The organism is Rhodococcus sp. USK13, from assembly GCF_018343855.1.
In the GTDB taxonomy this organism is placed as follows: domain Bacteria; phylum Actinomycetota; class Actinomycetes; order Mycobacteriales; family Mycobacteriaceae; genus Rhodococcus_F; species Rhodococcus_F oxybenzonivorans.
Genome location: NZ_CP069242.1, coordinates 2,645,907 through 2,671,723, shown reverse-complemented (window position 1 = coordinate 2,671,723; position 25,817 = coordinate 2,645,907). Strand labels below are relative to the sequence as shown.

Below are 25,817 nucleotides of genomic sequence, written 5' to 3'. Positions count from 1 at the left end.
GAGACGGCACCGACGGTTCCGGTAAGTCTGACCCGCCGACTGCGCCGGCGCCACGATTGTTAGCGGAAAGAAACCAACCATCCTCTCGCTTACCAGGTCACGTTCTTTTCGCAGTGACGTCCGTTCGCCGTGGATTCCACCTGCACTGTGGCGTGTGAGAGCTGGTGCGTTTCGAGGACCGTGCGGGCCGATTCGAGGACGAGGGCCGAGTCGGATTCCGTGGTGAGGTGCACCGTCGCCACATCCATGCCGGTGGTGAGAGTCCACACGTGGAGGTCGTGCACACCGATGACGCCGGGGACTGCCGCCAGGTCGGCTTCCACTGCTTCGACGTCGACGTCCGCGGGGCTCGCCTGGGTGAGGATCCGCAGCGATGCGGCGGCGAGTTTCAGTGCGCGGGGCACCACCCACAGCGAGATGAGGACACCGACGACGATGTCGGCGTAGGTCCAGTTGAACGCGATCACGACTGCACCGGCAATGAGGACGCCCACACTGCCGACCGCATCCGCGAGAACTTCGAGGTACGCTCCGCGCACGGCCAGGCTCTCCTTGGAATCGGCCCGCAGCATGAGCATGACGACGAGGTTCGCGGCCAGACCGGCGGTAGCCGTGAGGACGAGTGCGAGACCGGGAAGGTCGGGTGCGTCGCCGATGCGGGAGATCGCCTCGTAGAACACCCATACCGCGACGGCGAGAAGCATTGCGGCGTTGGCCATTGCGGTCAGCACCTCGGCGCGGTGCCAGCCGAAGGTGCGTGCGGCGGCGGCGCTGCCCTTGCGCGCGAGCACAAGCGCGACGAGACCCATCGCCATGCCGACGACGTCGGTGAGCATGTGCCCGGCGTCGGCAAGAAGCGACAGCGAGTTGACCGTAAGGCCGACTCCCGCCTCGAGGACGAGGAACGCGAAGAGGATGACGAGCGCGATCGCCATACGACGGACCCGCCCCTTGGATGGCCCTACCTCACCCCCGCCTTGCGTATGGCCGTGCGAATGACCGTGGCCGACTCCCATGTGTAGAGCTCCTCCCGAAGTTCTGCCGATCATATGCGTACTTGTGCATGTGTATCAACAGCGTCGTGTCGGCGACTACGGCGACTCAGCCGTTGCCTGCGTCCCGGGCGGCGCGATCGAGCCGGCTCCGATAGGTCTCCCACCAGGCCTGATCGACCGACGGCATGTTGTCGTAGTCGGCCCGCAGCCCCACCTTTCCGTGACGAGTTCGCGGACGATGTCGGCGTGTCCGGCGTGGCGATGAGTTTCGGCCACCCCGTGCACCAGGATGCGGTGACGAGACGGTCCGCTGCTCTTCCGGCCATCCCGGCACAGTTCCGGTCGCGTCCAGCGCCGTACGTCGTACTCGCCGGCTTCCAGGCTCGCATCCGTGACCGCTGAGACTTCAGAGTTCCGGACGGTACGCCGGCTTCTGCACCGTCGGGGGCAGATGCGCGATGGCAGAGATGCGTTTCAGCCCTGCCACCTGCATCAGATCGACGGTGAGCGAACGGATCTGGGCGAAGACGACGGTGGCCGACAGACCTGCATTCTCCACCAGTTCCGGTTTGAGTCCGGACGCCACCGAACGGAGCACGCGGGCAGCCTCGGCCTGGTCGGGTTGCTGACCGGGGTCCGCGAGCACCATCAGGCGCAGCGTTTCGATGGCCTGGGCCAATTTCTCGACCTGGTCGACCAGTCGCGGGTTGAGGATCTCGTCGTCACGTACCAAAGTGAGCGAACGCCGGGCCAAGACACGAATGTTGCGCAGAGCGTTGTCGAGCGGGTCGGCAACGGCGCTCAAGCGTTCGAGTCTGCCGCGGGTGTTCCAGTACAGCGGCGAGATACGGCTGACCTCACGGCCGCCCGCGAGGTGCGTCCGCAGGTTGTCGATGGACGACTGGGTGGCTCGCGCCTTCCGCAGCGCCTCCTCGATGGGCTTGTCATCGTTGGCGACCAAGCCGTCCGCCACCAATTGCATCACTTCGGCGGCAGTTCCGAGGACTCCGGCGGCGTGGCGCCTCGCCCGGCCCACGGGATGCGTGGGAATCAACGCCACCACCGCGATGCCCACCAGGCCACCGGTCAGTGCGTCCACCATGCGATTGATGCCCGCATTGCCGCCGGGTGGAAGCAGGGTTGCGACGAGAACAGCGGAACTACCCGCCTGCATCGACAGGACCGGGCCGCTGTTCAGGAGCACCGCCGCGGTCATGGCCAAGGCCACCACGAGGGCGATCTGCCAGGTACCGCTGCCGATGAACGCGATGAGGAGGTCCCCGACCCCGATCCCAATGGTCACACCGGCCACGAGTTCGACGGATCGACGCAGCCGCGCGCCGAGCGACAGTCCCAGCGACACCACCGCGGCGATCGGCGCGAAGAACGGGGCCGTGTGACCGATCACCACCGTGGCAACCCACCACGAGGCACCCGCCGCGACGGCGCACTGCAGGATCGGCAGGGCCGACACTCGCAGCCGTTGGGCCGAAGTCTTCAGTCCGTTCCGAACTCGAACCGGCGCTGCGGTGACGGCGCTACCCGAGGCCAAGCGCTTCGGCGGCTCGGGGGTCGCTGTCCTCGAGCAAGTCGAGGCAACGGGCGTATTCGTCGGTTTCGCCGATCGTCTTCGCGGCCTTCGCGAGAACGGCGACGCAGCGCAGGAATCCGCGATTCGGCTCGTGGCTGTAGGGAACGGGGCCGAAACCCTTCCAGCCGTTGCGGCGCAGCTGGTCGAGGCCACGGTGGTATCCGGTGCGTGCGTAGGCGTACGCGGCGATCGTCTCGCCGGCGTCGAGAGCTGCCTCGGCGAGGTACGCCCACGCAATGGAGGCGGTGGGGTGTGCGGCCGCCACGGAAGCCGGCTCCTCGTGGTTCAACAGGGCCGACTCGGCCTCGTCGTCACCGGGAAGCAGTGTGGGCTGGGGTCCGAGAAGGTCACCGAAAGAGGTCATGCGCCTATTGTGCCCCCGGCGGGACTGCTCCTCCGCCCCGCCCCGTAGGCGAAGCGCCCTGTGGTGGTCTGCATTGCCGCACGTTGTCGTTAGGCTTCGGTCCAACGTTCATTTCTCTGCAGACCGAGGGGCAACGCGTGCAGGACCCGAAGAAAGACGAACCGACCGAGAAGCCGACTACGGATACACCGGCAAACGAGACCGCCCGGCCGGTCACCGCCGACACCGACAAGGCCCGGCCGGTCACCGCCGACACCGACAAGGCCCGGCCGGTCACCGCCGGTACCGACAAGGCCGCGACCGGAACCCCGGCATCTGACGCGAAGAAGCCGGCCGACAACACGCCGTCCGCCACACCCTCTGCGAAGACTCCCGAGTCGGCACAGTCCTCTCCTGACAGCGCCGCGTCCGAGGCGGTGACGAAGGCGATTCCGACGCAGAAGCGTCTACAGGAGAAGCGTCCGCCGGAGAAGCCTGATGCGGCGACGGTGAAGATGCACCCGAAATCCCCGCCGCAGGCTGTGCAGGGGGCGAACGGGCAGGGGAAGCAGGAACCCGGCAAGGCGGATCCCGCCGACACGGAGACCGTCGCCATCCCGGTCACGAAGTCCCCCGTACCGCAGACGCCGCCACCGCCCCGCCCCGCACAGGCCCAGCAGCCCGCTCGTCCCCAGCAAGCTGCCCCGCCCCGACCAGCGGCATCCGCCCAGCAGCCACCCGCGACGCGTCCGACTCCGCCACCCGCTTCTCCGCCACCCACGCCCAAAGCGGCGCCCCAGCGAGTGCTCCCGACCCAGCCGAGCGCCCCGCAGCGGGTCGGGCCCGTAGCTCCCGCGGCCAGGAAGCATGGCAAGGCCTGGCTCCTGGCGGCCATTGCCGCAGGCGTCCTCGTGATCGCCGCCATTGCCGTCGCCGGTGTGGTGGTCTACAACAACAATCGGGCCGAGAACTCACCCGAGGCGCAGGTACAGGGCACCATCGATACGTTCGTGGCGGCGCTCACCCAGGGCGACCTCGCGACCCTGCGCACCAGTACCTGCGGCGGTCTCGCCGAGTATTACCAGGGCATCTCGGATCAGGACTTCGCCGAGGTCCACCAGGTCGCGATCACTCAACAGAACATTCCGGTGGTCGGCGAGGTCGACGCCGTCCAGATCACCGGCGACACCGCCATCGCCCAGGTGAAAGCCCATACCGCCGCCAACCCGAACGAGCAGTCGTGGCGCACGTTCAACCTGGAAAAGGTCGATGGCACCTGGAAGGTCTGCGACCCCCGATAAACGACTGTGCGCCTTTCTGGTAGCGGTAACTACCGGAAAGGCGCACGAGCCCGAAGGGCCTATCCGGAGACCGAGCGTCCCGCGGACTTGAGGTCGTTGCAGGCCTCGATGACACGGGCGGTCATCCCGGCCTCGGCCTTCTTAAGGTAGCTGCGCGGGTCGTAGACCTTCTTGTTGCCCACCTCGCCGTCGATCTTCAGCACTCCGTCGTAGTTGCTGAACATGTGGCCGACGATCGGACGGGTGAAGGCGTACTGGGTGTCGGTGTCGACGTTCATCTTGACGACGCCGTAGCTCAGCGCCTCCTCGATTTCCGACTTCAGCGAACCCGACCCGCCGTGGAAGACGAAGTCGAACGGCTTCGCGCCGTCCCGCAGGCCGAGCTTCGCGACGGCGACCTTCTGGCCGGTCTCGAGCACCTCGGGACGCAGCTTCACGTTGCCCGGCTTGTAGACGCCGTGCACGTTGCCGAAGGTCGCTGCCAGCAGGTACTTGCCGTTCTCGCCGGTGCCCAGAGCGTCGATGGTCTTCTCGAAGTCCTCGGGGCTGGTGTACAGCTTGTCGTTGATCTCGGCTTCCACACCGTCCTCTTCACCACCGACGACGCCGATTTCGACCTCGAGGATGATGTTCGCGGCCTTGGAGATAGCAAGGAGTTCTTTGGCGATCTCGAGGTTCTCGTCGATCGGCACGGCCGAGCCGTCCCACATGTGGGACTGGAAGAGCGGGTTGCGGCCGGCGCTGACGCGCTGCTGAGAGATTTCGAGCAGCGGCCGGACGAAACTGTCCAGCTTGTCCTTGGGGCAATGGTCCGTGTGGAGGGCGATCGTGACGTCGTACTTCGCGGCGATCACGTGTGCGAACTCGGCCAGCGCGACAGCGCCGGTCACCATGTCCTTGACGCCCAGGCCCGAACCGAACTCCGCGCCACCGGTCGAGAACTGGATGATGCCGTCACTGCCCGCATCCGCGAAACCCTTGATAGCGGCGTTGATGGTTTCGGACGAAGTGCAGTTGATGGCTGGGAAGGCAAAGGAGTGCTCCTTGGCTCGACCAAGCATCTCGGCGTAGACCTCGGGAGTCGCGATTGGCACGGCGGCAGTCCTCCATAAACGTGTCGATTTCGCGCACGCGATCAGCGCAGCGCGCGATGTGGTCCTAGCAGTATGGCAATACCGGTAGCCTACGTCGCCCGGTGGCTGTCGTGGCACCTCGTTTCCGGGCCGTCCGAGACCGGACAGGAATCGTTGACCTGCAGTATTCCGATACTCCGCGCATACGCCGGTACGCTGAGGGCCGTGATTGTGCAGGCAGCATCAAATTCCGTGACCAACCTCGCGTTGATGCCGGGGTTCCTCGACCCGGTGAACCTCCTCAACTCCTTCGGCACGTGGGTGCTCGTCGGACTTCTCCTGGTCGTCTTCATCGAGTCGGGATTGCTGTTCCCCCTGCTCCCCGGCGACTCGCTTCTTTTCACCGCGGGTCTCATCGCGGCGTCGAAGTCGACGGAGATCGAACCGTTCGCCCCCATCTGGGCACTATTGGTTCTGATCCCGATTGCCGCGATCCTCGGCGACCAAGTGGGCTTCTTCATCGGTAGCAAGGGCGGAACGGCGCTCTTCAAGAGCGACGACGCCCGGTTCTTCAAGAAGAAGTACATCGACGAGTCGCACGCGTTCTTCGAGAAGCACGGCCCGATCACGATCATCCTGGCCCGCTTCGTGCCCATCGTCCGCACGTTCGCACCGGTGGTCGCGGGCGCATCGCGCATGAAGTATTCGCTGTTCCTGACGTACAACATCGTGGGCGGCATCCTCTGGGGTGCCGGCGTCACGCTGCTCGGCTATCTGCTCGGCCAGATCGAGTTCATCCGCGACAACGTCGACATCATCTTCTTGTTGATCGTGTTCGTGTCGGTGCTCCCGATCATCGTCGAGGTCGGCAAGCGTGTCCTCAAGGCTCGCCGGGGAGAGACGGCTGCTCCCGAGGCCGCACGGCCTGTCTCCACCCCCACCGATCCCTCCTGATCGAGATCGAGGCAATGCGCTGACCATGGTCGTATCGGCATCTGGCACCTTCGGGCCCCTCGTCTCCGCCGGCCCTGCGCTGGTATGGGTCATCGTGCTGGCGTTCGTCTTCATCGAATGTGCCGTCATCCTCGGGCTCTTCCTGCCAGGTGACTCGATGCTGATCACCGCGGGCATCGTGCTCGCGGGTCACGAGTCGGGAGCAGGTCACGTGTGGGCCCTGTCGGTCGGCGCGATGGTCGCTGCTATCTGCGGAAATCAGGTGGGGTACGTCATCGGGCACCGCACCGGCAACCGCATCTTGGCGCGCAAGGGCGGCAAGTACCTCAACTACGCCAACCTCCACCGGGTGAACATCCTGTTGGAACGTCACGGGTTCTGGGCTGTGCTCATCGCCCGCTGGATCCCGTGGGTACGTACCCTTTGCCCACTCGTTGCGGGGGCAGCGAAGATGAACCACACCAAGTACACCGTCGCCAGCAGCATCGGCGCCGTGTTCTGGGCGCCGGTGCTGCTGCTGATCGGGTTCTACTGCGGTTCCTTCCTCGACCGGGTGTCGTGGTTGATGCCGGTGGTGTTGGGCGGCATGGTTGCACTGCTGGTGATCGGCACTGTGGTCGGCATCTGGCACTACCGCCAGGAAATGGCCCGTCCGCCCGAAGAGGTGGAAGTCGAGGAAGTTCTCGACTAGTGCTGATGCACCGCTTCCCACTCGGGCAGCGGGTCGTCGAAATGCACCCACTCGGCCGGACCGGACGCCCATTCGTCGTCGGTGAGGAGCGCCGAATCGAGGATGCGCGCAGGCGCCTCCGGGTCGAGCCGGACACCGATGAAGACGATCTCCTGACCGGGCGTCTCCTCCGCGCCCGACCACAGCTGCGCCGGTTCGATCACCAGATTGGGTCCCGCCTGCGACCAGATCGCCGCAAGGTCCGGGCGGCTCGCTATCCAGCAGGACCCCTTGCTTCGTAGCAGTCCGGTGAACTGGCCCAGAGCCTGGTCGAGCCGTGCGGGATGGAACGGCCGCGTCGCCCGGTAGGTGACACTTCGGATCCCGTACTCCTCCGTTTCAGGTGTGTGGCCGCCCGCAAGCTCCTCCGCCCACCCGGGCGCCAGGGCAGCCGACTCCGGGTCGTACAAACCGGTGTCGAGAACGTCGGCCAGGTCGACCACACCACGTGTGGTGCGCCGGAGTCTCGCCGTCGGATTGAGTCTGCGCAGGAGGGCCTCGACCGTGCCGGCTGTGCGCTCGCTCACCAGATCGGTCTTGTTCAGCAAGATCACGTCGGCGAACTCGACCTGGTCGACGAGTAGGTCGGAAATGCTGCGCTCGTCGCCCTCTCCCGCCTCGAGGTCGCGCTCGTCGAGGCGCTCACCCCTCGCGAGCTCGCCGACGAACGTCGACGCGTCCACCACTGTCACCATGGTGTCGAGCGCCGCGACCGTGCCGAGGCTGAAGCCGTCCTCGAATTCCCAGTCGAACGTGGCGGCGACGGGCATGGGTTCCGAAATGCCCGTCGACTCGATGACGAGGTGGTCGAACCGTCCCTCCTCGGCCAGGCGGGCGACCGCCTCGATCAGGTCCTCGCGGAGCGTGCAGCAGATGCAGCCGTTGGTGAGCTCGACCAGCTTCTCCTGCGTCCGATCGAGATGTCCCTGCCCTGCGACGAGGGCGGCGTCTATGTTGACCTCACTCATGTCGTTGACGATCACGGCGACACGCCGGCCGTCCCGGTTGGCGAGGATGTGGTTGAGAAGAGTGGTCTTGCCCGCGCCGAGGAAGCCGGACAGGACGGTGACAGGAAGTGGACGAGTCATCCGGAAATGATAACTGTTTTCATAAACGAGCGATTCGAGCAGCCACTCCACCCGATGCCACCGTCGTCGTCAGGGACAGAAGCGCGGTGGCATCGGACGAAGGACGGGACTAGATGTACTGACCTGAGAGGTTGGGTACGCGGGTGGCGGGTGGTTGGCCGCCGAGTGCGGTGTGGCCTCGGTGGTAATTGTAGGTGTGCAGCCATCGCGGGAACTCGTCGCAGCGTTCGCGGTCGCTGGTGTAGAGGCGGGCGTAGGCCCATTCGTCGGCCAGGGTGCGATGGAAGCGTTCGACTTTGCCGTTGGTTTGGGGTCGGTAGGGGCGGGTTCGGCGATGCTTGATCTCACCGAGTGCGTCTCGGAACGCGTGTGATCGGTAGCAGGAACCGTTGTCGGTCAACACCTTTTCGACCGTGATGCCGTGCTCGGTGAACCACGCGTTGGCGCGTAGCCAGAACGCGGCGGCGGTGGCTTTGCGTTCGTCGCCCAACAGTTCGGAGTAGGCCAACCGTGAGTGGGCGTCGATCGCGGTGTGCAGGAAGTGGTAGCCGCGGACCGGACGGTAGTACTTGTCGACCTCGCCGCCGCTTTTGTCGGCCCGGGCATTGCGGCTGCCTGCCGAGCGACCGACCTTCCGCCATCCGCCGCCGGCGGGGATCTTGCCCAGTTTCTTGACATCGACATGAACGAGATCGCCGCAGTGCGGTGAGTGCATGCGACGGATCACCCGTCCAGTCGGGCGGTCGAGCCACCGCAGTCGAGCCAACCCGTACCGGCTCAGGACCTTGTGCACTGTCGAAACATTCAGACCCAGCAGATACGCGATCCGGGCTGGACCCCAGCGACGGATGACACGGACCTTGATGATGCGCCGCTCGGTGCGCGTCGGGGTCTGGTTCGGGCTGCGATGTGGCCGTGAGCTGCGATCGGCCATCCCGGCCGGCCCCTCGGCGCGGTAACGAGCGCTCCAGCGTGCTGCGGTGGTGACCGCGACCTGGAACCGTTCGGCAGCCCGCCGCAGCGGCCACCCATCATCAACGACGCATTGAGCAAGGCGCAGGCGACCCGTTTCGGACAACGGGGCATTACGGTGGACCACGAAGACCTCCTGAGTGAGTGATGCGTTCCTAGACAGCTCGCACTTCACTCGGAGGTCTTCTCTGTGTCACCTCGCCACGCCGTCACCAACGTCCGTGGTCAGTACAACTAGAGGGCCACCCTGCCCGACGTCTGCGCGTACTGGCTGGCCGGACGTTCCAGCCCGAAGTGGTCGCGCAGCGTCGTACCCGAGTATTCGGTGCGGAACAGACCCCGCTCCTGCAGGATCGGCACCACCTTCTCGGCGAACACCTCGAGACCTCCCGGGTAGTACGGGGGCATCACGTTGAAGCCGTCGGCTGCTCCCTGGGTGAACCATTCTTCGATGGTGTCGGCCACCTGCACCGGCGTTCCCACGAACACTCGGTGTCCTCGGGCGCCCGCCAGGCGATGCAGCAGCCCTCGCAGCGTCGGACGCTCCCGCTGCACGATGCCTGCGACCACCTGCAGCCGGCTCTGCTGGTTGTCCGTCACGTCGCCGGCGTCGCCGAACAACTCGGCGGGCACGGGGGCATCGAGGTCGAGGTGGCGCACCTGAGTTCCGGTGATGCTCTCGAGCTGGGCGAGGCCGTACTCGGGGGAGGTCAGCTCGTTGAATTCGCGTTCGAGATCCTTTGCCTGCGCCTCGGTGTCGCCGATGAACGGGCTGATTCCGGGAAGGATCTTCACGTGGTCGGGGTTGCGTCCGAACTGCGACGCACGTCTCTTGATGTCTGCGTAGAACGCCTGCCCGTCCGACAGTCGCTGATGGGCGGTGAAGATGGCCTCGGCGTACTGCCCTGCGAAGCTGCGTCCCTCGTTCGACGCACCCGCCTGTACCAGCACGGGGTGACCCTGCGGCGAGCGCGGCGCGTTGAACGGTCCGCGGACCCGCAGGTGGCGTCCAACGTAGTTGATCTCATGAATTTTCGACGTGTCGGCGTAGACACCCCCGGCGGTGTCGAGAACGATGGCGTCGTCTTCCCAGCTGTCCCACAGCTTGACCGTCGCATCGACGAATTCGCGTGCCCGCGCGTATCGGTCGGCGTGGTCGGGATGACTGGAAAGGCCGAAGTTCGCCGCCGCCAGATCCGTTCCGGTGGTGACGATATTCCAGCCGGCCCGGCCCTTCGAGATGTGGTCCAAGGAGGCGAACAGACGCGCGAGGTTGTAGGGCTCGAAGTACGTCGTGGACGCGGTGGCGATCAGCCCGATCCGTTCCGTGACTGCGGCGATCGCCGTCAGCAAGGTGATCGGTTCCAGCGCTCCGGCCGCGCCGTGCCCGGCATCGCTACGCAGCGCGGGACCGTCCGCGAAGAAGAGTGCATCCAGTTTCGCCGCCTCCGCAGTCCGCGCGATCTCCTGGAAGTAGTCGACGTCGAACAACCGCTCCGGTGAAGTCAGCGGGTGACGCCAGGCCGATTCGTGGTGCCCGGCCGGATAGATGAACGCATTGAGACTCAGCTTCCGCTGTTGATCTGACATACCGAGATGTCTAGCAGCGCGGAAACCGCCTGCCCACGGTTAAGTTTCGTGTGATCGAAACGCACTACCGCCGGGGATACCCGGCGGCCGAGACCGCGTGCGCCGCCTCCATCAGCATCCAGCCACCCAACTGGACGGAGAGGTCGCGCTCGGGGATGTCGGACGAACGCACCGTGCCCCCGGTGAACGCCGCGATATTCCTGCCGAGACCGGGAAGCCGGGCCTGCTTGCCCCAGTCGGCGCCGAACAAGGGCTGACCCTCGATCTGCAAGCGGTTCTCCCACGCAGCTTCGGCAGAGGTGAGCACGATCTGCGCTGCGATCTCACGCGCGCGGATGTCGTCATGGTTCTCCCAGGGCAACATCACCGCGGTCAGCGCCAGATAGCGGGCGAGGATACCGTTGAACAGACCACCGTCTCCCCCGCCACCGCCGCGAATGACCCCACCCGGAGCCAGGTGCTCGTCGACGGCGTCGACCAGCCGGTGAATGCGGCCTCGATGCCGCGGCGCACCGAGACGCACCGCCAGCTCGGTTTCGAGCCCGAGGACGACCCCCTGGCAGTACGAATAGATGACCCTTTCGGCCTCACCGCCGCGATGGATCCCATCGATGACGAGGCCGGTGTTCTCGTCCAGCAGTGTGTCGTCGATCCAATCCGCGGTGGCCTGTGCCCGCCACAGTTTGCCTGTGCGGGCCAGCATGATTCCGGCCGGGCCGTTGGCCGGAGCGTTGTAGAAATCCGAGCCCTTGCGCCAGGGCAGCCCGCCACCGTCGGGATCCCAGGCGTCGAACAGCTGGGATTCGAGTGTCTGCACCGCATTCCGGTTGTCGATCAAGTGCGTGCGCTGCGCGCGCTCGAGCGCGATGCCCAGCCACGCCATGTCGTCGTAATAATTGTTGGTCCAGCCCGTAATGTTCCGAAGGCGGTGACTACGAGCCAGTTTCACGATCCGACGGCGACGACGCGGAGTGGGGTCGCGTTCGAGTGCGTCGACGGCGCAGTCGATGAGGTGCGCCTGCCACCAGTAATGCCAACTGACGAACAACCGTTCACGTTTGACCGCCGGCCAGGCCACCACGCCCAGCGTGGTGCCCGGAAGACCCCACAGCCGGCGAAGATGCCTGCTCACCACCGCTTCTTCAGCGGCGTCGGCGCGCGCCGACCACTCGTCCTGCATGAAGGTTGATCTTGCCTATTCTCCGGGCGATCCGCTACCACGCCCGACCGAGGTCGGCGTGCTCCCGCACCCACGCATGCATGGCAATGCCTGCCGCGACACCCGCATTGATGCTCCTCGTGGAACCGAACTGCGCAATCGATACGGTCATGGCTGCAACCTCTTTCGCCTCGTCGGTGACTCCGGGACCCTCCTGACCGAACAGCAGCATGCAGTCCCGCGGCAGGCTCGCGGTTTCGAGCGGAACGGAGCCAGGCGTGTTGTCCACGGCCACGATCGTGAGACCCTCCTCACGCGCGAACTCGACCAATTCGTCGATGCTCGAGTGGTGCCTGACGTGCTGGTACCGATCGGTGACCATCGCCCCGCGCCGGTTCCAGCGCCGCCGTCCCACGATATGAACTTCCGCGGCGGCGAAGGCGTTGGCCGTCCGCACCACGGTGCCGATATTGGCGTCGTGCCCGAAGTTCTCGATCGCCACATGCAGCGGGTGGCGCCGGCTGTCGATGTCGGCGACGATGGCTTCACGTGTCCAATAGCGGTAGGCGTCGACCACGTTCCGTCGGTCACCGCCGGCCAGCAGTTCGGGATCGTAGCGGGGATCCGTCGGGACCGGTACGTCGTGTTCTTCCGTCCACGGACCGACACCGTGAGTATTCTCGCCCCACTCGGTAGGGCCCGGCTCGCCCGACTCGGCCAGGACCGGAAGTGAACCCACCTCTGCGCCCATCATGAAATCAGAACGTCTCGTTGGAGTCGGGTGAGACCGTGAATCCGTGGGACGTCTCGTCGTTGACACACGTCACAGCGGTCGCTGTGGTGCTGCAGGAGTAGCCGAGTTCGGTGAGCTTGGATCCGGCAGGCAACACCGGATCAGGTTCGGCATCGCCCGAGGTGTACACGAGGCCACCGGCACACATGAACGCTCCCTCACCCTCGTTCTCGACGCGAATGCCGTGGCCCCAGTCGACCATGCAGTCTGCCGGCCGCGGCGGGACCGGACTGGTCGACCCCTGGCATCCCGCCTCCGTGCGACTCGGCAGCTTGATGATGCCGCACTGGAATGCGCCGTCCGGGGAGGTGAAGAAGTACGACTCGTTGTGCTCGTACGGAACGTCGACGAGGGTGGTGGTCGGTGCTTCCGTCGTCGTGGTCGGCGCGATCGTGGTCGTGGTGGTCGTGACTGGCGGAACCGTGGTGGTGGTAGTAGTCACCGGCGCTGCGGTGGTGGTGGTCGTCGGCGGAGCCACCGCCTCGGACGAACCCCCACATGCTGCGAGCGTCAGAGCAGCACCAATGCTCAAACCTACCAACGACACCCGACGCCACGCCATACGGCCACCTCCACATACTTGCCTGCTGCCGACACTGCACTCTAACGGCACCACTGCCCGGCGTCCCCGCGGCGGTCTACCCTGGACACGGAGGCACAACGATGAATCATCAGCGAATCGTGCGTACGGTCTGCTTCATCACAGCCGGTTACGTCATCGTCCTCGCAGTCTGGCTGGGATGGTTGATCGAGCACACCCCCGAGGCCACGATTCCGTACCAGATCATGGGACTGGTCGCCGCCTTCGGGTCGGCGCTCGGGTTCGGCATGATGGCCGCCGAACGACCCTCCCGGGCAGACCGCCAACTCGCGCGGCGCGGGCTCGAAGGATGGGCCAGCATCGAGCGCGTGACACCACTTCGCCGCACCCCCGACAACGGCGAACTGACCGAACTGGATCTGCGGTTGACCGTGCCGGGGTCCGAGAGCTACTCCGGACGCGTCGTGTACGAGGTGCGGCGCGAGGAGGCCACCCGTTTCGTGCCCGGCGAAACCATCACAATCCTGGTGGACCCGAACAATCGGGACCGCATCATGCTGTGCCCGTGACCCGGCGACCTGTGTTCCGGCGGCGCAGCGCGAGCATCCCCTCGACCAGCAACAGTTGCGCGGCGGCGTAACTGGCGAGGATCAGTCCTTCGGAGGCAGCCCTGCCGCGGCCACTTCGCACGAACAATCTCCGCACCACGATCAGCCCGTCCGACGCCGTGAACAGCACCCCGCCCAGACCGAGCCAGCTGCGCCGGTCGCCGCTCGGTATCGCCACGCTCGCAACGACGCCTGCGCCGGGGGCGAGGGACGGATCGGCAGCCAGTGTGGACGTCGTAGCCAAGGCTGATCCATAAGCAGTGAGGGGTGCAGCGACACCGGCGGACCGAGCCCGCAGCAACACGGCCGCCCCGAGCCAGCCGGCCAGCCGCGGACCCCACGCCGCCGGAATGGGACGCGCACCGTTGCGCAGCAACAAAGCCGAGTAGCACGCCTGCATGACCGCGAAGGCCGAAGCGCCCCGCACCAGGCGGGCCTCGTCATCCGGGTCGATCATGAAGACGTCACCGACCGTCGCACCCGTGAGCCCGGCCAGCAACAGCGCCGCGTCCACGGAGTCGGTCGCGCCTCGCCGGCGCACGACCCGGGCCGCCAGTGCCGGAGCGATCAGAGGCTTCGCGAACTTCTGCAGTCGCTCGCGTCCGGTCACAGCGCCGACCACGGTGGCCACAGTCGCCCCCGCGAACACCATGTGCTCCAGACCCCAGTCATCCTTCGACGTCACATCTTCCTCCCACACTTGCGGTCGCGCCGAGGGTACCGCGCGCTCGAGTGGTTGACTGGAGGTTGGAATGCGACGGCGACGAGGGCGATCGGGAGGCAAAGGTCATGGCAGTACAGGCACGCGCGGCAGCCACCCGCCATCAGGTCCTGGAAGGCGCCGCGCTCAGCTTCGAGAAGCTCGGCTACGGCGGCGCCAGCCTGAGCCGGATACTTGCGTACTCCAATGTCACGAAGGGTGCCTTGTACTTCCATTTCGAGTCCAAGGAAGCCCTCGCCTGGGCGGTGATCAAGGAGCAGCACGCCATGTCGATGCTGGCGGCGCAGCGAGTGCTCGCCACGGCCCAGTCCCCGATGGAGGCTATCGTCCTGTGCGCCAAGGAAATGGCGCGGCAACTGCTGACCGAACCGATCGTCCGGGCGGGGGTCCGTCTCACCCTCGAACTCGGCAATTCTCGCGGACCGGCCACCGATCCCTACATCGACTGGACCGACACGCTCGTGGCACTGGCCGTCAAGGCGACAGCCGCGGGTGAGCTTCGGGCGACGGTCGATTCCGCCGCTCTTGCCCGCTTCCTGGTGAGTTCCTTCACCGGGATGCAACTCGTGTCCGAGGCACTGAGCGGTCGAGCCGACCTGTACGAACGCCTCGCCGACATGTGGGCGCTGCTGCTCCCCTCGATCGCCGCCCCCGACATGTTGCCCCGATTACTCGAGCTTGCCGCCGCACGTGACGACCTCGCCTCCTGATTGCCGAGGCACAAAGCGAGCGCACGACGGCTCGCCACCCCGGACTCCGATGACGTCGATTCGGCCCCATTCATTTCTTCGGCAACATCATTCGGTCTGCTTGGGATGCCCCGTGCCCTGTTGCCGCATCGCCGGTTGCGAACCGCAGGTCCCACAGCCCTCGGCCGCCAGCGGCGCGACGCACTCACCCGCTTCGGGCTCACAGCTCCGGCACCGGCACGGCCCCGAAGTCGCACTTGGACGGCGGTTGACCAGGCGATCAGGGCAGGGTGTACCGGGCGAACATGTGCCACCCAGCGAAAGCCCAGAGGCCGACGAGAAGTAGTCGTCCGGCGGGCCGGGCCCACAGCGCGGAGACGACGTTCGCAAGGCTCGACCACCGTCCGCCGGCCCGGCGGCTGTACAACTCGATGCCGATGCCGGTGCCGATCAACATCAGCCAGATGATCGTGACTATCACCTCACCCTCCCGCGGAAGAATGGGGTCGCACCCACCTGTGGTACATCCGGACGACTGGGCCTCCGCCGACAGCAAGCCATCCGCAAAACAGGACGAATCGAACCGGATGCCACGCCAGCGCATGATCGATCACCGTGCTGAGTGTGGGAACGGTGGTGGACCGGCCACCCAGGGCGAGACCGAGTCCTTCGAGGCCGGCGGCAACAAAAAGCAAAACCAGCCACGGGAGCACCGAGCGTAGCGTGATCTCCCCTGCCCGTGGCATGCCGTTGTCCCGAGGTTCGGGAGCGCCGCCGATGACGGCCACACCGGCCAGCAGAACAACGGGTATTCCGACGGCGATGTAGGCAAGGCCCGTGAACGGCTCCAGTCCGGTTGCCCAGTATGCGTAGAGCGCCGTGATCACCAGCCCGGCTACACCAACAGCACTGGGCACATCAACTTTTCGGAGAAGCGATTTCATCGCACCAGCCACCCCCACCCTGGTCCGTCGCGTGCTGCTCCGGCCGCCAGGGTCGCACCCGCGCAACCCTGGCCGCCCGGCGCCTGACCGGTCACCGTCCCCGACGCCACCACCGCCGCGGTCGCGGCGTCGGCGGCTGGTTCTCTGCGAACGGCGGGTTCTCTACGGACGGCGGCAGCGATGGGGGCGGCGTGCGCACCGCGCGGCGGTCCATTCGCCACTGCGACACCACCTCGTCCGCGTCGACGGGGCTGACCGGCACTCGCGGACCGGACGGCGCGCGCAACCAGGCCACGATTTCGAGGTTGAGCTGATGCACGATCTCGCGCACCGCGTCCTCCGACGGTATTCCGCGGACCGTCTCGGGGAGCCGCTCGATCTGCTTGCGCAACTGCAGCGGCGTGGGTAGCAGTGCGTCGAGGGGCAGGTTCTCGCGCCGCAAATAACCCTTGACCCACCACAACTCGTCATCGACGTCGCCGGACAGTGGTATCGGTTTACCTGCTCCGGGAAGGTTGTCGAAGTCGCCGCGCTCCTGCGCCAGCCGGATCTGCTTGTCGATCCAGCTCTCGAAGCTCACCTCGGGAGGCTTGCGCTCGGTCATACACCGATTCTCCCAGGATGTGCGGCACTGCGGCAGCAAGTCGTGGGTCGCCGAATCTCCCCGAACTCGGCGCGGACCACGTCACCGACCCGTGGCAGACGCTCTGCATCCGCGCACCGATTCGCGGGACTCGCCGGCCAATCCCTCAGCATCCGGCCAAAGGAGTCTTGAATCTATCGACCGGTTCAAACTCTACCCTCCCGTGAGGGTAGAGTCTGCGCGGGTGGACGAAGGATTCGCGCGGATCGTCTTCGTCCGCAGACCGACCCTCGGCGCCACGGCGGCGCTTCGACTCGACAGCACTGTGCGCCTGCACTGGTGCGAACGGAGTGAATGGCAGTGCCCCAGAACGACCGGCCCCGGCACGACGACCGCGTCCTCGACGAAGGGTCTGTTCGTGATGCCTTTCGATCTCCTCGCCGATTGAAGACTGAGGTACTGGCCGGACTGGTGGTCGCGCTGGCCCTGGTCCCGGAGGCGATCTCGTTCTCGATCATCGCCGGGGTCGATCCCCAGGTCGGGTTGTTCGCCTCCTTCACCATGGCGGTGACCATCGCTTTCGTCGGCGGCCGCCCCGCGATGATCTCGGCGGCGACCGGTGCGATCGCCCTCGTCGTCGCGCCGCTGTCGCGGGAATACGGCATGGACTACCTGATCGCCGCCGTCCTGCTGGCCGGTGTGCTGCAGATCGTCCTGAGCCTGCTCGGTGTCGCGAAACTGATGCGATTCATCCCGCGCAGTGTGATGGTCGGCTTCGTCAACGCTCTCGCGATCTTGATCTTCACCGCGCAGCTGCCGCACCTGATCGAAGTCCCCGCCCTGGTCTATCCGATGGTCGCGGCCGGACTGCTGATCATGGTGTTCCTGCCCAAGCTCACGACCGCGATCCCCGCCCCGCTGGTGGCCATTGTGCTGCTCACCGCTGCCACCGTGATCTTCGCGTTGAACGTCCCGAACGTCGGCGACGAAGGCGAGCTACCGTCTTCGCTGCCGTCCTGGGTGATCCCGGACGTGCCGTTCACCATGGACACGCTGTCGATCATCGCGCCCTACGCGTTGGCGATGGCCCTGGTGGGCTTGCTCGAGTCGTTGATGACCGCGAAGCTGGTCGACGACATCACCGACTCCCACTCGGACAAGACCCGCGAAGGCTGGGGGCAGGGTGTGGCGAACATTGTCACCGGAATCTTCGGCGGCATGGGCGGCTGCGCCATGATCGGCCAGACCATGATCAACGTCAAGGTCTCCGGAGCCCGCACCCGCATCTCCACCTTCCTGGCCGGGGTGTTCCTGCTGATCCTCGTCGTCGGACTCGGCGACATCGTCGCGCTGATCCCGATGGCTGCCCTGGTCGCGGTGATGATCATGGTCTCGGTCGGCACCCTGGACTGGCACAGCATCGCCCCGAAGACGTTGCGGCGCATGCCCCGTAGCGAAACATTGGTCATGCTTGCGACCGTCGCGGTCACCGTTGCCACCCACAACCTCGCCTATGGGGTGATCGTCGGTGTCGTCACCGCAATGGTGCTCTTCGCCCGCCGGGTCGCGCACCTGACCGAAGTGGTGGACGTTGCCCACCCCGACGAGAACACCCGCATCTACAAGGTGCGCGGCGAACTGTTCTTCGCCTCGAGCAACGACCTCATCTACCAGTTCGACTACGTCGGCGATCCGGAGAACGTCATCATCGACCTGTCCGACTCCCACATCTGGGACGCCTCGACCGTCGCGACCCTCGACGCGGTCACCACGAAATACGCTGCCAAGGGTAAGAACGTGGAGATCGTCGGCCTCAACGCCGCCTCCGCCGAACGCCACGTGCGCCTGAGCGGGCAGATGGGTGCCGAGCACTGACATCATCAGTGCCCGGACGAATGCAGAGAAAGGTGAGCAGATGACGGACCGCATCGAGGGTTCGGCATTGCGGCACATGCAGATCGGTGAGGTCGCCGAACGCACCGAACTGTCGATCAAGACGATCCGCCACTACGACGAGGTCGGCCTGGTACGGCCTTCTGAACGCAGCGCCGGCGGCTTCCGCCTCTACACAGATGCTGATGTCCAACGCCTGCTCGTCATCCGGCGGATGAAGCCGCTCGGATTCACCCTCGACGAGATGCGCCAGCTCCTCGACTCGCTCGAGATTCTGGCGTCCGACCCCGCAGCCGACGAACGCGCCAACGCCCAGGCATTCGTCACCGACTGCCACACGCGGGCGGAGGAAAGCTGCCGCAAACTCCGCACACAAGTCGCCTACGCCGAAGAGTTGACCGCCCTGCTCGCCGACCACGCCGCGACCGAGTAGGCACCCGGCCCCTCACCGATACGGTTTGAAGGCCACCGAACCGGGCATGCGTTGTACACCTTAGATCGACTACGCCCGGAGGCAATGATGAGCAGACCACTGACAGGCCGCGGCGACGAAAACGACCCGCATCGAGTGACCGATATCGACGGTCGTTCCGTCGACGTCGAGCAACGAGTAGTCACCAAACCCGCACGTACCAGTACTGCTGCCGCATTCGCCCTCGCTATTGGTGTTGCCGCCCTCGTCTGCGTGCTGATCGTGATCCTGTCTCCGGTCGGACTGGTGCTGGGCATCATCGGGCTGATTCTCGGCATCCTCGGACTGAGGGCGTCCCGCAAGGTGGGTATCACCGGTAAAGGCGTGGCGATTGCCGGCACTGTACTGAGCGCGCTGGCGATCGTCATCTCGATAGCTTTCGCGGCCGGAATGGTCACTGTGCTCAACAACGACAGTGCCGTCGAACGAATCGAGCAGGAACTCGACAAGATGCGGGACAAGCTGCCCGATAGCGTCGAGGTCCCTCAGCCGTAAGTTTCCCGAGCCATCTCTCGAGCTTTCCAGCCGCTCCGTGCGCCTTTCTGGTTGCCACCGCTACCAGAAAGGCGCACGGGCGCGGAGCGCCACTTGCCATTGCGCCTTCTTCCTTTTACTGTGACATCGAGTCTCAGTTAATTATCGGTGACCGTTCCACCTCGGCCCAGGAAGAGGACATGACAGTGAGTGCCCCGCAGCAGGCCGGCGTCGCCTCCCAGGCCTCCGAGGCCGAACGGCATCTGTCGGCCGCCGTAGTCGGCGCCGGTCTGTCCGGCGTCGCCGCAGCGGTCAAGCTGGAAAAGGCCGGAATCACGGACTACCTCGTGCTCGAGAAATCAGCACGCGTCGGCGGCGTGTGGCGGGAGAACACCTACCCCGGCTGCGGTGTCGACATACCCGCACCGGTGTACTCGTTCTCCTTCAATCCCAACCCGCAATGGCGGAGCAACTTTGCACTACAGCCGGAACTGCTGTCGTATATCGAGAAAACGGTCGACAAGTTCGGCGTCCGATCCAAGATCTCGATGCACACGGAGCTGATCGAGGCAGCGTGGTCCGAAGACCGCCGACGCTGGGTCCTCGACACCACCCAGGGCACGATGGTCGCCCAGCACGTCATTTTCGCGGCAGGACCGATCACCGAACCGAAGACACCAGAACTCCCCGGAATCGACGGCTTCGCCGGCGAGATCTTTCACTCGGCGCGCTGGAATCACGATGTCGATCTCACCGGCAAAAGGGTGGCGGTGGTGGGAACGGGCGCGTCCGCCGTGCAGTTCATTCCGGAGATCCAACCGGACGTGGCGCAGCTGTACGTCTTCCAGCGCACTCCCGCCTGGGTCGTCCCACGTCTCGACTTTCCGTTCCCGCGCATGGCGCAATGGGTGTTCGGTCGAGTTCCGGCCGTACAGCAGGCATTTCGGCACGTTCTGGACGTGGTGCTGCGGACCCTCACCCTGGCGATGCGGCGCGAACGGACCGCACGCCTACTCAACCCCATCGGCACCCGCTGGCTCGCGGCCCAGGTGCCCGACCCCGAGCTCCGAGCGTCGCTCACCCCGGACTTCACCTTGGGGTGCAAGCGACTCCTGCTGTCCAACACCTATCTGCCTGCACTGACGAAGCCGGGCGTCGAGCTGATTCCCCACGCGCTCGTCGCGGTCGAGGGGCAGTCGGTGGTGGCCGCCGACGGCACTCGACGCGAGGTGGACGTCATCATCTTCGGTACCGGATTCGATGTGAGCCACCCACCCATCGCGAGCCGCATTCGCGGACGCGACGGACGCCTTCTGTCGGAGAAGTGGGCAAAGAGTCCCGAGGCCTATCTGGCCACCACCACTCCTGGCGCACCGAACGCCTACATCATGCTCGGCCCGAACATCTTGGTGTACAACTCGTTTCTCGGACTGGCCGAGACCCAGCTCGACTATGTCATCGACGGCTTGACCAAGGCCGAACAGCAGAACATCGAAGTACTCGAGGTCCGCGAGGAGCCGTTCCGCGCATTCAACGACGCCGTCCAGAAGGGCCTGGCCCCCACGGTCTTCAACAACGGCGGATGCAGTAGCTACTACCTCGACGCCGACGGCAAGAACTTCGCGGCCTGGCCGTGGTCCACCGGATCACTGCGACGCCGCCTCGCCCGATTCGACCTCGAGAACTACGCGGTCCGGCCTTACCGGCACTCGTCGTCCGCCCATTCCACAGGAAAGTCGTCATGATCGAGATTCATCACACCGCCGTAGCCCAAGCTCCGCTCGCCGCCTGTTTCGCGTATCTCGACGACTACACGCACGTGCCGTCCTGGCTTTTCGGGATCACCCAGTTCGATCCCGTCGGCGAACCCGTCCGCGGACTCGGTGCCGTCTACAACGCGGCGATGCGGGTCGGCCCCAAGACACTGGGCTCGGTCGTCGAGATCACGGCGTGGGAAGAGAACGCACTGATCCAGCTCGATTCGATCGACGGCCTCACCACCCACTCGCAGTGGCGATTCGAGCCTGTCAGCGAAGAAGCGACCCGACTGACCGTCGACTTCCACTACGAGCTTCCCGGCGGACTTGCCGGGAAGGCGCTGGCGCGGATCGTCGAACCGTTTGTGGCGCAGGCAATCCGACACACCGATGCCACCCTGCGACGTCAGGTGGAACAGGCGGCGCAGCGCTCGTCCTGACCCGGATGGCGGGCATCTTGACCCGAGAACAAAGGTCGTCACGGCCGCGGATGCCGACTGATCTGTGCTCTGGTGTCAGCCACAGGGCGCTGCCACTGGCCCGTGAGCAAGCTGCTGCCACGATTCGACTGTCGAGGGATCGGGTGTGTTCGCGCACACCCTGGCCTCGGCAGTGTGCGGGTCGAGGTCGAGTACTCGAACGGCGCCGGCTTCCCCCGTCGCCATCAGCACGTCAGACCGGGCACCGAACGCAACTCGCCATCGGACCGTTCCATCCGGTACCAGTGAACCGCCCAGCGCGCGCAGGTGTAAGACGTCCCAGATGCGCACGGACTGGTCGTCGCTCCCGGTGGCCAGGATCCGGCCGTCGGGACTGAACGCGACCGAGCGGACGGTGCTCGTGTGACCGGACAGCACCGCGGCTTCACCTGATTTGTCGCCGGTCTCCGCGGTGAGGGGCCACACGCGGATCGTCTGATCGTCGCTGCCACTGGCCAGGGTGCGCCCGTCAGGACTGAAGGCGATGGCGTTGACCGCACCGTGGTGACCGCTCAAAGTCCGGACAGCACCGGGCCTTTCGGGGCGGGACACGTCCCACAATCGCACCGTCTTGTCACTACTGCCCGCCGCGAGGACACGTCCGTCGGGGCTGAAGGCAACGGCGTTGATCCATCCGGCGGCGCCGGAAAGCGCACTTCCCACCTGGACGGGACGCGCCCTGTTCGCGAGGCTCCAGAGAGTGAGCGACTGGTCGTCCGCAGCGGTGGCAAGCAACGCCCCGTCCTGACTGAAAGCCAACTCGTGGGTGTAGCGCGCGGCGATCTCGAGGGGTGGTCCGGCCGGAACGGCCGTGCCGCCGGCGACGTTCCACAGCTGCACCTCCCCCGTGCCCACGCCCGCGGTCGCGAGCACCGAACCATCCGCCGACAAAGCGACGTTCTCGACTCCCACACCGCCCCCCGACAGTAGCCGTGCAGTGAGCACTGGCGGATGCCCGTTTCCCATCCGCCACAAGGCAATAGTCCCGTCCCGGGACGCCGTGACGGCGACGGTTCCGGACCCGTCGAGCACGGGTGTCGTGACCCGCAAGGTGTGTCCGGCAACGACTGCGGTCGGTAGCGCCCACTTTCGCACAGTCCCGTCCTGACCTCCGGTAACGACCGCCTTGCCGTCTCGGGTGAACACCGCAGTCGTGAGTCCGCCGCTGCTTCCAGCAAGGGGTTTTCCGAGCAACGTCGGCCGGTCCGGGTCGATCAGCGACCAGACCCGGGCGGTTCCGTCCCAGCTCGCGGAGACAAGCGACGAACCGTCCGGACCGAAGGACACCGACCAGACCGCGGCGTTGTGCCCGATCAGGGGTTCTCGGGTGGCGACCGGCGAACCCGGGCGGTCGAGGCGCCACAGCCGAACGCTGTGATCGTCGCTCCCCGTCACGAGAAGTCGCCCGTCCGGGCTGAAAGCGACCGAATGCACGGTGTCGGCATGCCCGACCACCCGGCCGGACGCCACGGGGTGCGCCGGATCGCTCAGATCCCAGAGCATCGCCGTGTGATCGTCGCTTCCCGTGGCGAGCGTTCGCCCGTCGGCGCTGAAAGCCACTGTGCGGACAGCGCCCGTGTGACCGCTGAGCGGTGCTGCACGGTCCCCTACAGCCCTCGGATCTTCGATGTTCCACAGCCGGGTCGTTCCATCGTCACCGGCGCTCGCAAGGGTGCGCCCGTCGGGGCTGAAGGCCACCATGTACACAGCTCCGGAGTGCCCGACGAGCGGCTGCCCCAGTTCGGTGGGCCGGGCGGGATCGCGGATGTCCCACAGCCGGACTGTGCTGTCACCACTGCCGCTGGCGAGCATTCGCCCGTCGGGACTGAAGGCCACGCTGGTGACCCAGCTCGTGTGCCCGGTGAGGGACGCCGCGAACGAACCGCGGGTCCCGGTGGCCGCCGGGTTCCACAATCGGATCGTTCGGTCGTAACTGGCGGACGCGACTACTCCGCCGGGCCCGACAGCCACGGAATAGACTGCACCGTCGTGGCTTCCGAGTCGGTCGGCGAGCGGGGCATTCTGTGACGCGAGCAGCATCGACCTTGCGGTGTCGTCCTGAGGCCGCAGCTGGGTCGCGAGCAACGAAAGCCGGGCCGACATGGACGGATCGGGGTTCTGCGTGCGCGCGGCCTGCGCGAGAATTTCCGCGAACTGTGCCGTCGTGCGCTCCTCGTCGGCAGACACTCGCTGCGCGTGCGCCGTGAGTGCCGCGATCGTGGTGAGGACGGTCAGCAGTGCCAGCGCGGTGACAGCTCCTCGGCGTCGCAACCGGGCGAGACGGTCGTGTCGCCTTCCCGCCGCCAGGAAAGAACGCGTCGACGCACCCATACGGCCTGTGCGACTGTCCGCTTGCCACCGAAGCGCCGCATCCAACCGCACGCCCCGGTAGAGCAGCGAACCGTCACGGTCATGCCTCTCCCACTCCAGGGCGTCCTTGTCGATCCGCTGATGCAGGACGGCGACCGCCCGATCCTCGCTCAGCCACACGGCAAGCCGAGGCCACGCCTCGAACACCGCGTCGTGCGCGAGTTCGACCCCCGACGCATCACGGGTCACCAACCGCGCAGCGGTCAAGGCATTCATCGCGCTGGTTCCGGCACTGGTATTCGAACATCCCTCGAGGACCTGCGGGGGGCTCAGGCTGCGCCGAGTATCCGGACCGTCATCGCCGACGGCGACGAGCCGCATCAGTATCTGCCTCGCCGCCACCTGTTCCGCGGGGGTCAGCGCTTCCCAGACCGCCTCGGCGGTACGCGCGACAGCACCGCGTACCCCGCCCACGGACTCGTAGGCCCTCACGGTGAGGGAATCACCTGCCCGTGCCTCCCACGTTGCCAAGAGGGCGTGCCCCAGCAGCGGCAGGGCACCCGAGCTGTATGCAGCGCCGTTTCCGTCGCCGAGGTCGCGCACGATGATGTCGACGAGGCCGGGCTCGAGCGGAACACCCACCAAGGCGGCAGGACCGCTGACGGCCGTCCGAACCTCGTCACGCGTCATGGGTCCGAGAACCATCTGGCCCTCTTGAAGACGGACCGCCAGATCGGGGTAGTCCACACACCGCTCGTAGAAATCGGCGCGCACGGCCACCACCACCGCGTCGACCGGCGTTTCGGAATACGCGCGGCTTCGCGCGGTCTGCACGAGCACACCGACGAAGCGCCGCCGAACATCCTCGTCCCGGCACTGTGTGAAGAGTTCCTCGAACTGGTCGACGATAAGAACGCACGGCGTCTCCCGCTCCTCGTCGAAGGAGCGTTCGAGTGTGCCGACGGGGTCGCGGCCCGGAGTGAGGGTCACGACGGAACGGCCCCGTTCCAGCGCCGGGACGAGCCCGGCGTGGAGCAACGACGTCTTCCCCGAACCGGACGCCCCCACCAGAACTGTCAGCGCGACGTCGTCATCGCTGTCGAGGACCGCGGCGAGGAGAGCCGAGGTCGCCCGTTGCCTCCCGAAGAAGTACCGGCTGTCCTCGACACCGAAGGCTGTCAGCCCGCGGTACGGGCATTCGGCGGTTTCGGGCCCCCGGTCGGTGGCCCCCGCGGGGCAGTCGCGACCCGCGTCACCGCGCGCCGGTTCGCTGCGCTGCGCCCGCTCCCAGAGCACCTGCCACTGCCGGATCGAGTAGAGCCCGTCCGAACGGGGGCCGGGATGTCGGGTCCGGGCCGCACCGATCAGGACCCGCAGGGTCGGGACCAGACCATCGAACCGGGCCGGCACATTGCGACCGGTACGCCAGTCGGAGAGGCGTTGTGCGGACACGAACACGGCCCGTCTCGACTCGGTGACGGGAATCGTGGAGTTCGCGCGATCGGCGAGCCGTTTCAGAACGGGGCGACCGGCCAATTCGTAGAGCAGCGCGAATCGTTCAGCGAAAAGCACTCGGGGGTGATCGTGGTCACCGGGATATTCCATCAGCGCTCCGAGTTCGAATTCCCGCACACCCGCGGACACAAAGGTGCGCAGTTGTTATCGCAGATTCGGGACCGGCAATCCAAGTAATTGAGACCGAAATCATAGAACTACCACTCCGCCGCGATCTCGCCGCCACCGGGCCGGATCCGGTC

The 25,817-nt window shown here is 66.1% G+C and carries 28 protein-coding genes; 12 read left to right on the top strand and 16 right to left on the bottom strand.

Going from position 1 to position 25,817, the window contains the following annotated elements:
• Positions 1–89: 89 nt before the first annotated feature.
• A complete protein-coding gene (locus JQT59_RS14880) occupies positions 90–1,016 on the bottom strand; it encodes a cation diffusion facilitator family transporter (RefSeq protein ID WP_213576776.1) in 927 nt (308 codons plus the stop codon).
• Positions 1,017–1,091: 75 nt separating this feature from the next.
• Positions 1,092–1,280: a hypothetical protein gene (locus JQT59_RS14875; RefSeq protein WP_397517715.1), complete on the bottom strand. Its 189-nt coding sequence runs from the start codon at positions 1,278–1,280 to the stop codon at positions 1,092–1,094.
• Here JQT59_RS14875 and JQT59_RS38030 point away from each other — a divergent pair.
• Complete coding sequence (locus JQT59_RS38030) at positions 1,242–1,397, top strand: hypothetical protein (RefSeq protein ID WP_317745997.1); 156 nt, start codon at positions 1,242–1,244, stop codon at positions 1,395–1,397. The two genes, JQT59_RS14875 and JQT59_RS38030, sit on opposite strands and share 39 nt — an antisense overlap.
• 4 nt (positions 1,398–1,401) lie before the next feature.
• On the opposite strand, the gene JQT59_RS14870 is transcribed toward JQT59_RS38030, so the two are convergent.
• Positions 1,402–2,469, bottom strand: a complete 1,068-nt coding sequence (locus tag JQT59_RS14870; protein WP_213576775.1) for an FUSC family protein — start codon at positions 2,467–2,469, stop codon at positions 1,402–1,404.
• 64 nt (positions 2,470–2,533) lie between these two features.
• Entirely contained in the window at positions 2,534–2,950 is a 417-nt protein-coding gene (locus JQT59_RS14865) for a DUF3151 domain-containing protein (RefSeq protein WP_109332741.1), read from the bottom strand.
• 137 nt (positions 2,951–3,087) lie between these two features.
• On the opposite strand from JQT59_RS14865, the gene JQT59_RS14860 reads away from it, so the two are divergent.
• Positions 3,088–4,230 (top strand): Rv0361 family membrane protein, encoded by a 1,143-nt coding sequence (locus JQT59_RS14860; protein WP_213576774.1) that lies wholly within the window; start codon positions 3,088–3,090, stop codon positions 4,228–4,230.
• 59 nt (positions 4,231–4,289) lie between these two features.
• Here the strand turns inward: JQT59_RS14860 and fbaA are convergent, their stop codons facing one another.
• The gene (gene fbaA, locus JQT59_RS14855) at positions 4,290–5,324 is read right to left on the bottom strand and encodes a class II fructose-bisphosphate aldolase (protein ID WP_213576773.1); all 1,035 of its coding nucleotides are present in this window, start codon (positions 5,322–5,324) and stop codon (positions 4,290–4,292) included.
• 249 nt (positions 5,325–5,573) lie between these two features.
• Between fbaA and JQT59_RS14850 the strand changes: the two genes are divergently transcribed.
• Positions 5,574–6,257: a VTT domain-containing protein gene (locus tag JQT59_RS14850; RefSeq protein WP_249354612.1), complete on the top strand. Its 684-nt coding sequence runs from the start codon at positions 5,574–5,576 to the stop codon at positions 6,255–6,257.
• A gap of 25 nt (positions 6,258–6,282) precedes the next feature.
• Entirely contained in the window at positions 6,283–6,948 is a 666-nt protein-coding gene (locus JQT59_RS14845) for a DedA family protein (protein ID WP_213576771.1), read from the top strand.
• Here JQT59_RS14845 and JQT59_RS14840 read toward each other — a convergent pair.
• From JQT59_RS14840 to JQT59_RS14815, 6 genes are all read right to left on the bottom strand, one after another.
• On the bottom strand, positions 6,945–8,075 hold the full coding sequence (locus JQT59_RS14840; protein WP_213576770.1) for a GTP-binding protein: 1,131 nt from the start codon (positions 8,073–8,075) through the stop codon (positions 6,945–6,947). The two genes, JQT59_RS14845 and JQT59_RS14840, sit on opposite strands and share 4 nt — an antisense overlap.
• A gap of 109 nt (positions 8,076–8,184) precedes the next feature.
• Positions 8,185–9,174, bottom strand: coding sequence for an IS481-like element ISRhosp6 family transposase (locus JQT59_RS14835; RefSeq protein WP_213576769.1), 990 nt, complete (start codon positions 9,172–9,174; stop codon positions 8,185–8,187).
• Positions 9,175–9,281: 107 nt separating this feature from the next.
• A complete protein-coding gene (locus JQT59_RS14830; protein WP_213576768.1) occupies positions 9,282–10,637 on the bottom strand; it encodes an LLM class flavin-dependent oxidoreductase in 1,356 nt (451 codons plus the stop codon).
• 64 nt (positions 10,638–10,701) lie between these two features.
• On the bottom strand, positions 10,702–11,817 hold the full coding sequence (locus JQT59_RS14825; protein ID WP_213576767.1) for a glycoside hydrolase family 76 protein: 1,116 nt from the start codon (positions 11,815–11,817) through the stop codon (positions 10,702–10,704).
• 34 nt (positions 11,818–11,851) lie between these two features.
• Entirely contained in the window at positions 11,852–12,550 is a 699-nt protein-coding gene (locus tag JQT59_RS14820) for a TrmH family RNA methyltransferase (protein WP_213576766.1), read from the bottom strand.
• Positions 12,551–12,554: 4 nt separating this feature from the next.
• Positions 12,555–13,151 (bottom strand): DUF6636 domain-containing protein, encoded by a 597-nt coding sequence (locus JQT59_RS14815; protein WP_213576765.1) that lies wholly within the window; start codon positions 13,149–13,151, stop codon positions 12,555–12,557.
• 101 nt (positions 13,152–13,252) lie between these two features.
• On the opposite strand from JQT59_RS14815, the gene JQT59_RS14810 reads away from it, so the two are divergent.
• Complete coding sequence (locus JQT59_RS14810) at positions 13,253–13,699, top strand: hypothetical protein (RefSeq protein WP_208960733.1); 447 nt, start codon at positions 13,253–13,255, stop codon at positions 13,697–13,699.
• On the opposite strand, the gene JQT59_RS14805 is transcribed toward JQT59_RS14810, so the two are convergent.
• Complete coding sequence (locus JQT59_RS14805; protein ID WP_213577760.1) at positions 13,683–14,390, bottom strand: lysoplasmalogenase family protein; 708 nt, start codon at positions 14,388–14,390, stop codon at positions 13,683–13,685. The genes JQT59_RS14810 and JQT59_RS14805 overlap by 17 nt on opposite strands.
• A gap of 137 nt (positions 14,391–14,527) precedes the next feature.
• Between JQT59_RS14805 and JQT59_RS14800 the strand changes: the two genes are divergently transcribed.
• On the top strand, positions 14,528–15,169 hold the full coding sequence (locus tag JQT59_RS14800; RefSeq protein ID WP_159924838.1) for a ScbR family autoregulator-binding transcription factor: 642 nt from the start codon (positions 14,528–14,530) through the stop codon (positions 15,167–15,169).
• Positions 15,170–15,428: 259 nt separating this feature from the next.
• Here JQT59_RS14800 and JQT59_RS14795 read toward each other — a convergent pair whose 3' ends face one another.
• From JQT59_RS14795 to JQT59_RS14785, 3 genes are all read right to left on the bottom strand, one after another.
• Positions 15,429–15,629 carry a DUF6186 family protein gene (locus JQT59_RS14795; protein WP_213576764.1) on the bottom strand — a complete coding sequence of 67 codons (201 nt, stop codon included), beginning with the start codon at positions 15,627–15,629 and terminating at the stop codon, positions 15,429–15,431.
• Position 15,630: 1 nt separating this feature from the next.
• The gene (locus JQT59_RS14790; RefSeq protein WP_213576763.1) at positions 15,631–16,065 is read right to left on the bottom strand and encodes a hypothetical protein; all 435 of its coding nucleotides are present in this window, start codon (positions 16,063–16,065) and stop codon (positions 15,631–15,633) included.
• 118 nt (positions 16,066–16,183) lie between these two features.
• The gene (locus JQT59_RS14785) at positions 16,184–16,696 is read right to left on the bottom strand and encodes a DnaJ family domain-containing protein (protein WP_213576762.1); all 513 of its coding nucleotides are present in this window, start codon (positions 16,694–16,696) and stop codon (positions 16,184–16,186) included.
• Between the two features lie 223 nt (positions 16,697–16,919).
• Here JQT59_RS14785 and JQT59_RS14780 point away from each other — a divergent pair, with 223 nt between their 5' ends.
• The 6 genes from JQT59_RS14780 (at position 16,920) to JQT59_RS14755 (ending at position 21,711) form a co-directional block, all read left to right on the top strand.
• A complete protein-coding gene (locus JQT59_RS14780; protein ID WP_213578390.1) occupies positions 16,920–17,123 on the top strand; it encodes a hypothetical protein in 204 nt (67 codons plus the stop codon).
• Positions 17,030–18,550 carry a SulP family inorganic anion transporter gene (locus tag JQT59_RS14775; RefSeq protein WP_213576761.1) on the top strand — a complete coding sequence of 507 codons (1,521 nt, stop codon included), beginning with the start codon at positions 17,030–17,032 and terminating at the stop codon, positions 18,548–18,550. The genes JQT59_RS14780 and JQT59_RS14775 overlap by 94 nt, the downstream gene beginning before the upstream one ends.
• Positions 18,551–18,590: 40 nt before the next feature.
• Positions 18,591–19,001: a MerR family transcriptional regulator gene (locus JQT59_RS14770; protein ID WP_213576760.1), complete on the top strand. Its 411-nt coding sequence runs from the start codon at positions 18,591–18,593 to the stop codon at positions 18,999–19,001.
• A gap of 87 nt (positions 19,002–19,088) precedes the next feature.
• Positions 19,089–19,535 carry a DUF4190 domain-containing protein gene (locus JQT59_RS14765; protein ID WP_213577758.1) on the top strand — a complete coding sequence of 149 codons (447 nt, stop codon included), beginning with the start codon at positions 19,089–19,091 and terminating at the stop codon, positions 19,533–19,535.
• A gap of 179 nt (positions 19,536–19,714) precedes the next feature.
• Complete coding sequence (locus JQT59_RS14760; protein ID WP_213576759.1) at positions 19,715–21,259, top strand: flavin-containing monooxygenase; 1,545 nt, start codon at positions 19,715–19,717, stop codon at positions 21,257–21,259.
• Positions 21,256–21,711, top strand: a complete 456-nt coding sequence (locus JQT59_RS14755) for an SRPBCC family protein (protein WP_213576758.1) — start codon at positions 21,256–21,258, stop codon at positions 21,709–21,711. Before JQT59_RS14760 ends, JQT59_RS14755 begins: the two co-directional genes overlap by 4 nt.
• A 75-nt stretch (positions 21,712–21,786) precedes the next feature.
• Here the strand turns inward: JQT59_RS14755 and JQT59_RS14750 are convergent, their stop codons facing one another.
• Positions 21,787–25,665 carry an nSTAND1 domain-containing NTPase gene (locus JQT59_RS14750; RefSeq protein WP_213576757.1) on the bottom strand — a complete coding sequence of 1,293 codons (3,879 nt, stop codon included), beginning with the start codon at positions 25,663–25,665 and terminating at the stop codon, positions 21,787–21,789.
• Positions 25,666–25,817 lie beyond the last annotated feature (152 nt).